This is a genomic window from Alicyclobacillus vulcanalis (assembly GCF_900156755.1).
GTDB lineage: Bacteria > Bacillota > Bacilli > Alicyclobacillales > Alicyclobacillaceae > Alicyclobacillus > Alicyclobacillus vulcanalis.
This window is the reverse complement of the sequence record NZ_FTOO01000019.1, coordinates 1-5,324: the sequence shown is the minus strand read 5'-3', so window position 1 is coordinate 5,324 and position 5,324 is coordinate 1. Positions and strand designations below refer to the sequence as shown.

Genomic DNA, 5,324 nt, shown 5'->3' with positions numbered 1-5,324 from the left:
GGGTGCGGCCTTCAACTGCTCTTGAACCTGCGCTTGGAGAATTTGATTGACGACGCTTTCGACGAGCTTGGCGACGCCTCCGTCTCGTTCAAAGAACCCTTCCAAAATCGCGTCGTCCACGGTAATCTGGTATTGAGCCATTGGGGAATCCTCCTTGAGATGTGTGGTTTTTGTCCAACTCACATTCTACCGAAGAGGGCCCGAATGGCTCTTTATGTTTTCGGCAGGAACTCTTTTTGATGAGAAAATAGACACCCGCCAATTTTCATCCTCCTCTTGTGCCCAACCGGGCATGGCGGTTTACACATGATAACAGCCACAACGTGCCGCATCGCGGAGGAGAGTCAATCAAACTATGCCTCGATAGACTAAGGACACTGTGGACGGGACCGTCGTGCAGCGCACGAAATCCTGCGGGCGCCGCGGATCACGGAGCCACCAAGAAATCTGCGGATTGCGCCTCGAACACGAGGGCTGTAGACACTGCGCGAGTTATCCGCAGGTCCCACGAACCCGCGTCGGACATTGGTTCGTGGGACTTTGTAGGACTAGGAAGTGTCGAAGTTGGGATGTATACAACGAACATCATCGAGGGCTACCACAGGCAGTTACGAAAAGCGACGAAGGGCAAGAGCATGTTCCCAAACGACGAGTCGTTGTTGAAGATGCTGTATCTGGCGACGATGGAGGTGACGAGAAAATGGACGATGCGAGTGGCCAACTGGGGCACCATTCTAGGACAACTAGCCCTCTACTTCGGCGACCGAGTGACGCCATACCGGCATGACGACGTTAGGAGGCATGCCCACTGTGTATGGCATGCCACATCTGACCAGGATGGCAGCCGGAAATCGGCTGTCAAGGCTGGAAACACACCTTGACAGCCTCACTAGGTACGACGGCCTGGGTCCCGCCACAGGAACGAACGTAATCTCTTAAAATGGAGTTTGATGAGAAAATAGTTGCCAGCCAATTTTCATCCGCCTCTTGTGCCCAATCGGGCATGGCGGTTTACACATGATATCGGACACAACTTTTACGCTTACGGTTTGACGCTTACCAATATACTGCTGCATCCCTTGGTTGTACGGGGCTTTGTCTTGTCGCGCAGACTCGCCCGAATGCAACAGCCTCACCTTGGTTTCGTGGTCCTCATGTCGTGGCTTTGCCTCTGTGTATTCCGATGCATTTGGACACCGAATCCTACAACTATTGGACACTCGTTCCGATGAGACGTTTTACTGTCAAACTTGAGCTTTAGACCACTACTTGAGACTCTAACCAATACCACTGATCGGTCAGGTAAGAGACAGTGCGAGGTAGGAGGCGACTAGAAAAGAAAATCTTAAATATAATTTAATAAATCTTAAATTAAATATTATTCGAAAAATACAATTGTAGTAGTACATATTACTGCGAGAGGGCGTGGAACACATAATCATCGAAAGAAGGGATGTACAAATGAGCCTCAGAGTCATGAAGGGTAAAAATGTGATTATTCAGGACAATGTGACCTTCTTGTTCGAGGATGACAGCCAGGGGAAAGATGTGAGTATTGGAGATAACACAATCATTCGATCAGGCGTGATTATCTATGAGGGTGCTTCTATCGGCAACAATGTCCACATTGGACATGGATGTATTATTCGAAGTGGCGTACGCATTGGTGACAACACAGTCCTGTCTCATCACGTAGTGGTTGAGCGAAATACGTGTATAGGGAAGTGGGTTCGGATTTCAGCTCTAACTCATATAACGGGTGGGGTGGTTGTGGAAGATTCCGTTTTTATTGGTGCTGGAGTAATAACAGTAAATGATAAACGAATGGTGTGGAAACACAGAACTTTGTCCCCAGAACTAGCCCCGCCGATTTTTAGGATAGGAGCAAGAATTGGGTCTGGAACTGTTATATTACCCGGCGTATGCGTTGGAGAATTTGCTGTCGTGGGTTCGGGATCGGTTGTGACAAAGGATGTCGCGCCACGTACCTGTATGTGGGGGAATCCAGCTATTTATCGGTATTCCGTCTCTGGCGAATTGCTTATCCCGAATGGTTCAAATTCACCTGATGAAGGGGGGAAAAGGAGTGAAATGTAGCTACTTAAGGCGAATTACTATTGACTCTTTTCACGCGTTTCTAGTCGGTAGGTTTTTCTCGCGGGTCGGTGACAAGCTGTTTCTCGTCGCACTGCCCTTGGCTGTGCAAAGCATGGGGTACGGAGCGCCTTTGCTCTCCTTCGCCAACGCAATTCAGTATGTTGCCAACTGGGCCGGCGGTCCACTTGGGGGCTATCTCACCGAACGGCACAGTCGGAAGACGGTGATGCTGTGGGTGCACGTAGCGCAGGCAGTCGCCATCATCGGTGTAGTGGCCTCGACCGTGAATAAGGCGCTCTTTCCGCTTCTTCTCCTTGTCTCGATGTTTCTCCTTCATCTCGCCTCCATGGTCAATCGCGTCAATCGGTTCTCCCTGACGACTTTGCTCCGCGATCGCGACCGTTTGGCGGCGGCCAACGCCGAAATCCAATTGATGGAGTCTGCGGCGCGCCTCGTCGGTCCGCTGGCTGCTGGGGTCGTAATCGCCCAGTTGCATCTGCGCGCGGCACTGTGGTTGGATGTCGTGTCGTTTGTCATCATGGGCGTAGTGGTCGTGGTTGCCGTACGCTTGCAGCGGACGAAGGAGGAGGGAAGGCGGCCTTCCTACCAGTTTCGTGATTTATGGAACTGGCGGTATCAAGGTCATCCGGTAGTGCGGCGGATGCTAATGGTCAACAGCTTATCGAGTGTCGTCTTCACATTTGTATCTGGCTTCAACGTGTTTCTCATGAGCTCGACACATCATTTTGGCGTCATGACCATCTCGTGGATTCTAAGTGTGACGGCTGTCATCTCAACATGTTTGGCGTTCGTGCTCCGTGCGAATGTGGCAAATATGGCTCAACCGTCATTTGCAAAGATGGCTCTCGGACTTGGGGTTTGTGGTATAGGACTCCTTGGCATGCCGTTTGCGCCAAGAGCGCTTGTGTACTTTCTCTCGTACACTCTTTGCATATTAGGCATGGAGTTTTACCAGCAACAAGGGCAAACGTGGTTACAGACACATGTCTCTCAATCAGAGTTGAACCATGCGTTTGTCGCGATGTCTAACTCCGCGAACATCATCACACCTGTGTGGATGGTGGTAGGTGGTCTGCTATGGCGTACCGTAGCACCATTCTTGCCATTATTGGTTTGTACAATCATGCTTTTTGTCAACATGTTTATGTGCGTTTTTTCGTTAAATTTCGTGAATAAAGAGGGTGAGCAACATGCTGGATTATGAAATTAGGACAGTGACAAATGAAAAAATTCGTCATCAAATCTACGATAAAGTTAATTGTTTTATACAAAAAGAACAACTGAAAGATATTTTTTCTGCAGAACAGCCGGATATACTTAGAGTTCGAAAAATCGCTTCGAAATATGAACTGCTCGGGCTAGATTTACCTAGGGAATATGGGGGCATGGGTGCAGACGTAGTTACAATGGCAAATATATATTTTAGGTTGGGGGAAATAAGTGCAAATGCCAGAGAAATTGTTGGGATGGGGCACGGTAGACTATTATTAGATCGTTGGGATCAAGATAGACAAAAATGGATAGATAGGATTGTTTCAGGCGAATCCTTCGTTGGAATAGGAATTACGGAAGATGGATCTGGTTCCGATGTAAGAAAATAAAGAGTAGTATTCGGCATTTAGATGGAATATCTTCTATTTTAAATATTAATAAAGATTATATTAGTAGAATTTATGAAGCTGATATATTTGTCTTCTTTGTTAGGAATGTTGAAGACGGGGCTATTAGCTGTGTTGTAGTAGACGATTTACATTCTATAGACTGTATACGAGTGAGTAGGCAACCGATGGGACTTGATGGATGGTCCTTTGGAGGGATGGTGATACGGGATTTGAAGATACCTAGAAGTAATGTCTTACACGGAGAGGGTAAAGGATTAGACGTATTGAAACGACATTTTGCGTATTGGAGAATACTGATTTCGATGCTTTGCCTAGGTTCAGCTTATCAGGCGATTGAAGAAACTATAGCTTTCTGTAAAGAAAGATCTATTTTTGGCGGGCGTCTATCGGATTTACAATCCGTAGGTCACAGGCTTGCTGAGTCTGTAACCTATATTGAAGCTGCAAAGAGCCTCTGCATAAAGGCTGCCAAAGCTATAGATGAAAGTTCTAATAATGCTTTAAAATTATCATCAATGGCAAAATGGTATTCAACAGAAGTCGCATATAAATGTCTACATATGTGTGTTCGACTTCAGGGAGCGAGAGGATATGAATTCAATAATTCTACTCGAAGAAGACTGTTAGATATTGAAGGATTCTTAATTGCTGATGGGAGTAATGATTTGATGAAAAGTATTATATACAAAGAGTTGGTTGGTAAGCATATATATAACAAAACATTACTAAGATGAACGCTGCGGGTATTACGAGTTGTGTCCGATATCATGTGTAAGGAGAGTTTCTGCCGAAACAGCAAGATCCATCCGGGCTCTTTCCCGGCCTCTGGACAGAGCACGTAGACTCATGGATGGATGTGGGATCCTATTGCGGCGTGGCTTGTCGGACCCATCGACTGGCCTGCGCCGTGATTTGCGTTCACGCACCCTCGCGATTCGGACATCCCCCGTATTCACACGAAGTTTTCAGCCACTCGTGAAGAGCGTATAAAGTTTGAGTAAGGTTTGCTTCTGGGAGGATTCTCCGAGGCAAAAGACAAGAGACCTCACTGAGACAAGAAAAAAGTCCGTTGCAGCGCGGACATAAGAGTGAGGTCTCTTATGCTCGATATTCGACGTGTCCTTGCTGTCTTCCTGCAGATGCTGTCGAGCTTGCAAAATGTAGTTGACGAGGCAGGTGACTTCACGGCCTTGGAGCAGGGCGTGTGTGGCACCGTCCGTGGCACAGCCAATGAGCTCCTCCAACTTTTGTTCGAGGGGATGGATCGGAAGCTGCAGGAGGAGCGAGACAAGACGCGATGGGCGCTCATCCACCGGAAGCCTCGCACGTTGGTCACCACTGTAGGTGAGATCACGATTTGGCGGCGGTACTACCGGGATAAGCAGACGGGCGAGCGCCGCTTTCTCTTAGACGAGGCGTTGGGCTTGGAGCCCCATCGGCGGCTGTCTCCTCAGCTACGGTCGCAAGCGATCGCATTGGCCACGGAGATGTCGTACCGTCGGGCGGCGAGCCTGTTGCAAGCGTGGGTGCCGGAAGTGAGCGCGATGGCGATTTGGGAAGAGGTGCAGCGGCTGGGCGAGGAGG

Annotated in this window: 5 protein-coding genes and 2 pseudogenes; 6 read left to right on the top strand and 1 reads right to left on the bottom strand. The window is 48.4% G+C overall.

The genetic code is table 11. The features are described from left to right. Positions 1-141: pseudogene (locus BW934_RS15595) on the bottom strand (IS256 family transposase); the annotation flags it as partial. Between the two features lie 428 nt (positions 142-569). Between BW934_RS15595 and BW934_RS14395 the strand changes: the two are divergent. The 6 genes and pseudogenes from BW934_RS14395 to BW934_RS14370 form a co-directional block, all read left to right on the top strand. Further along, positions 570-779 (top strand): annotated as a pseudogene (locus BW934_RS14395) (transposase); the annotation flags it as partial. A gap of 682 nt (positions 780-1,461) precedes the next feature. Beyond that, the gene (locus BW934_RS14390; RefSeq protein WP_076349289.1) at positions 1,462-2,097 is read left to right on the top strand and encodes a DapH/DapD/GlmU-related protein; all 636 of its coding nucleotides are present in this window, start codon (positions 1,462-1,464) and stop codon (positions 2,095-2,097) included. Further along, entirely contained in the window at positions 2,087-3,322 is a 1,236-nt protein-coding gene (locus BW934_RS14385; protein WP_076349287.1) for an MFS transporter, read from the top strand. Before BW934_RS14390 ends, BW934_RS14385 begins: the two co-directional genes overlap by 11 nt. Beyond that, positions 3,309-3,719 (top strand): acyl-CoA dehydrogenase family protein, encoded by a 411-nt coding sequence (locus tag BW934_RS14380; RefSeq protein WP_076349285.1) that lies wholly within the window; start codon positions 3,309-3,311, stop codon positions 3,717-3,719. The genes BW934_RS14385 and BW934_RS14380 overlap by 14 nt, the downstream gene beginning before the upstream one ends. A 185-nt stretch (positions 3,720-3,904) precedes the next feature. Beyond that, the gene (locus BW934_RS14375) at positions 3,905-4,474 is read left to right on the top strand and encodes an acyl-CoA dehydrogenase family protein (protein WP_084182641.1); all 570 of its coding nucleotides are present in this window, start codon (positions 3,905-3,907) and stop codon (positions 4,472-4,474) included. A 366-nt stretch (positions 4,475-4,840) separates the two neighbouring features. After that, on the top strand, positions 4,841-5,324 hold a 484-nt coding region (locus BW934_RS14370; protein ID WP_200805769.1), incomplete at its 3' end, for a UPF0236 family transposase-like protein.